The following is a 2,288-nucleotide window of genomic DNA, read 5'->3' on the forward strand; positions in this document are numbered from 1 at the left end:
TCCTGTGCCAGGAGTCGGCACATAAGAAAGGCCCCAGCTATTACGGGGTCTGGATCATGCGCGTTGTCTCTGATGACGGGGTGGAAAAGCTCCTGGTCACCGCCCGCACGCGGACGACCTACAACGATATCAAGATCCGCGAGTTCAAGACGATCTCCGGCGTGGTGTCTTTCTTCATTGGCCTTGGTTTTGCGCATGTCGACCTGCCGCTTGAGGCGGGGACAAGCCGTACGCACAAACTTGCGCCGCCAGACAAAGCCCCATCAGACAAGGGCGCTGGCAGCTAACCTCGTCTGTCTCTGGCTGGTCGCAGCACCTGCCTCAGCTCAAATGGTCCTGGTCATGGAGAGCGACGGCTCCCTGATCCCGTCACGCTCCCAAAGCAGCTTTGCTCGAAACTACAATGACGGCATTGGTCAGGGATCGGCGTCCGATGGTTTGGCCATTCTTGGCGAGACTGAAGCAGCTTCCGAACCTGACGCGCTGAGGTTTGCGGCACTCGCCCAGCCAGCACCCCTGCCCCGCGCAGACGTTCTCTTAGGCATCGAGGCAACGGCCCTGCGCTATGCCGGCCATCCGGGCCTGCGGCGCGCAGAGCTCTCCGTGAGGGATTGGCTGGCTCTCTACCGCGCCAATATCGAGGTTGAGAGCGCCTACCGGCAGGATGCGATCTCACATGCGGGCGCCATTGGCCTTGGTCAGCTGATGCCCGACACCGCGCGCGACCTCGGCGTTGACCCGCGTGACCCTCAACAGAACCTCGACGGCTCTGCCCGCTACCTCGCGATGATGCTGGAGCGCTTCGGCGATCCGCATCTGGCGCTGGCGGCCTACAACGCCGGTCCCGACGCCGTGCGCCAACACGGTGGCATTCCCCCTTACCGAGAAACCCAGAACCACGTGGCCCGCGTCATGGCTGTCGTAGCCCGATTGGAAGGATCAAATTCATGAAACAGATTTCAAACCTCTTTGTCGCCTCGCTGGCGCTATTCCTGCTCATTGCCGAACCGGCCCTTGCTCAAAGCATCGATCTCTCCCCGATCCAGAGCCTGTTGCAGGGTATCGTCGATGCGCTGACAGGTCCGCTCGGTGTTGTGATCGCGACGCTCGCGGTCCTCGGCGTTTTCTTGAGCTGGTTCTTCAACATCATCGACCTGCGCCAGGCGCTTTGGGTGCTTGTCGGGATCGCTGGTGTCGCCGCCGCCCCCACCATCGTTGCCGCGGTCTTTGCCGGTGGCTGAGCGCGCGCCTCTCTTCCTCGGCCTCGTGCGTCCGCCGAAGCTCCTGGGCCTGCCCATCATGTATGCGATGGTCTGGCTCTTCGGCTCGGTGCTTCTCTTCGTCTGGGTCCAGCATATTGCGATGCTGGCTGTCGCGGCTCTGCTCTATCCGGTGCTTTGGAAGGCCGCAGATTGGGACCCGCGCTTCATCGATGTGATGATGACGTCGCTGCAGGAGACACCGCCCACGCGCAACAGGTCCATCCATGGCGGGGACAGCTATGCCCCGTGATGAAGCCCCTGATGCTGCGCTCGATCCCCGCACGATGACGCCGGAATGGTATGCGCGCGAGACCCGCCTTGCGCATATGCTGCCCTATGTGAGCCTCGTCGATGGCCAGACCGTGCGCACCCGGGTTAATGAGCTCTTCCGCTGCATCCGGCTCGAGGGGATCAACAGCTACACGACGGACGATGCCTATCTCGACAAGGTGACGGCGCTTTTTGCCCGCATCGTCGCGCAACTTGGGCCGGAATTCAGCTATTACGTCCACAAGGTCTCCAAGGCCATCAAACCTGATCTCGACCCCATCCGCGAGGACAGCTTCGCAGGCGAGGTGGACCGGCGCTGGCGCGCGAAACTCGAGACCAGCGGGCTCCGCGACAAGACCCTGACGCTCACCGTCATTCACCGCCCGCCCCCGAAAAGCCTCCTGCCGTTCCTGAGCCGCAGCGCGCCGGACCGACTGAAGGAGGAGACCCGCAAACGCCTGCAGCGCCTCGGTGAGGCTGTGAACGTCTTCCTCTCGGGGCTGACCGAGCTCAGGCCGCGCCTGCTGTCAGCCGGATCGGGAGAGTTGGTGGGATTTTTGGGCGCGCTCAACACGGGCACCGAGCTGCCGCTCTACCCGGCCAACACCTACGGCTTTCTGTCCTTCAACGTCGCCAATACCCGCGTGACGTTTCACGGCGACCATTTCGAGCTTTCCGAGGGCGTCGTGGGCCACCGCTACGGCAAGAGTTTCACCATCGGGGAATACTCGGAAGGCACCTCCTGCACCATGTTCG

4 protein-coding genes and 1 pseudogene are annotated in these 2,288 nt (G+C 62.7%); all 5 read left to right on the forward strand.

All coding sequences use genetic code 11. The features are described 5' to 3' along the window. Positions 1–2: 2 nt before the first annotated feature. Positions 3–287, forward strand: a complete 285-nt coding sequence (locus tag P775_RS12810) for a hypothetical protein (protein WP_245875679.1) — start codon at positions 3–5, stop codon at positions 285–287. A gap of 43 nt (positions 288–330) precedes the next feature. Next, positions 331–951 (forward strand): lytic transglycosylase domain-containing protein, encoded by a 621-nt coding sequence (locus P775_RS12815; protein WP_058243498.1) that lies wholly within the window; start codon positions 331–333, stop codon positions 949–951. Then, positions 948–1,241, forward strand: coding sequence for a TrbC/VirB2 family protein (locus P775_RS12820; protein WP_009503803.1), 294 nt, complete (start codon positions 948–950; stop codon positions 1,239–1,241). Before P775_RS12815 ends, P775_RS12820 begins: the two co-directional genes overlap by 4 nt. Further along, positions 1,234–1,512 (forward strand): VirB3 family type IV secretion system protein, encoded by a 279-nt coding sequence (locus P775_RS12825; RefSeq protein WP_058243499.1) that lies wholly within the window; start codon positions 1,234–1,236, stop codon positions 1,510–1,512. The genes P775_RS12820 and P775_RS12825 overlap by 8 nt, the downstream gene beginning before the upstream one ends. Further along, positions 1,502–2,288: pseudogene (locus P775_RS12830) on the forward strand (VirB4 family type IV secretion/conjugal transfer ATPase); the annotation flags it as partial. The gene P775_RS12825 and the pseudogene P775_RS12830, both read left to right, overlap by 11 nt.

Origin of the sequence: Puniceibacterium antarcticum (genome assembly GCF_002760615.1) — a bacterium.
GTDB lineage: Bacteria > Pseudomonadota > Alphaproteobacteria > Rhodobacterales > Rhodobacteraceae > Puniceibacterium > Puniceibacterium antarcticum.

Excerpts from the sequence above, each read along its gene's own strand:
- P775_RS12820 (WP_009503803.1), top strand. The coding sequence starts at position 948 with ATGAAACAGATTTCAAACCTCTTTGTCGCCTCGCTGGCGCTATTCCTG.
- P775_RS12815 (WP_058243498.1), top strand. The coding sequence starts at position 331 with ATGGTCCTGGTCATGGAGAGCGACGGCTCCCTGATCCCGTCACGCTCC.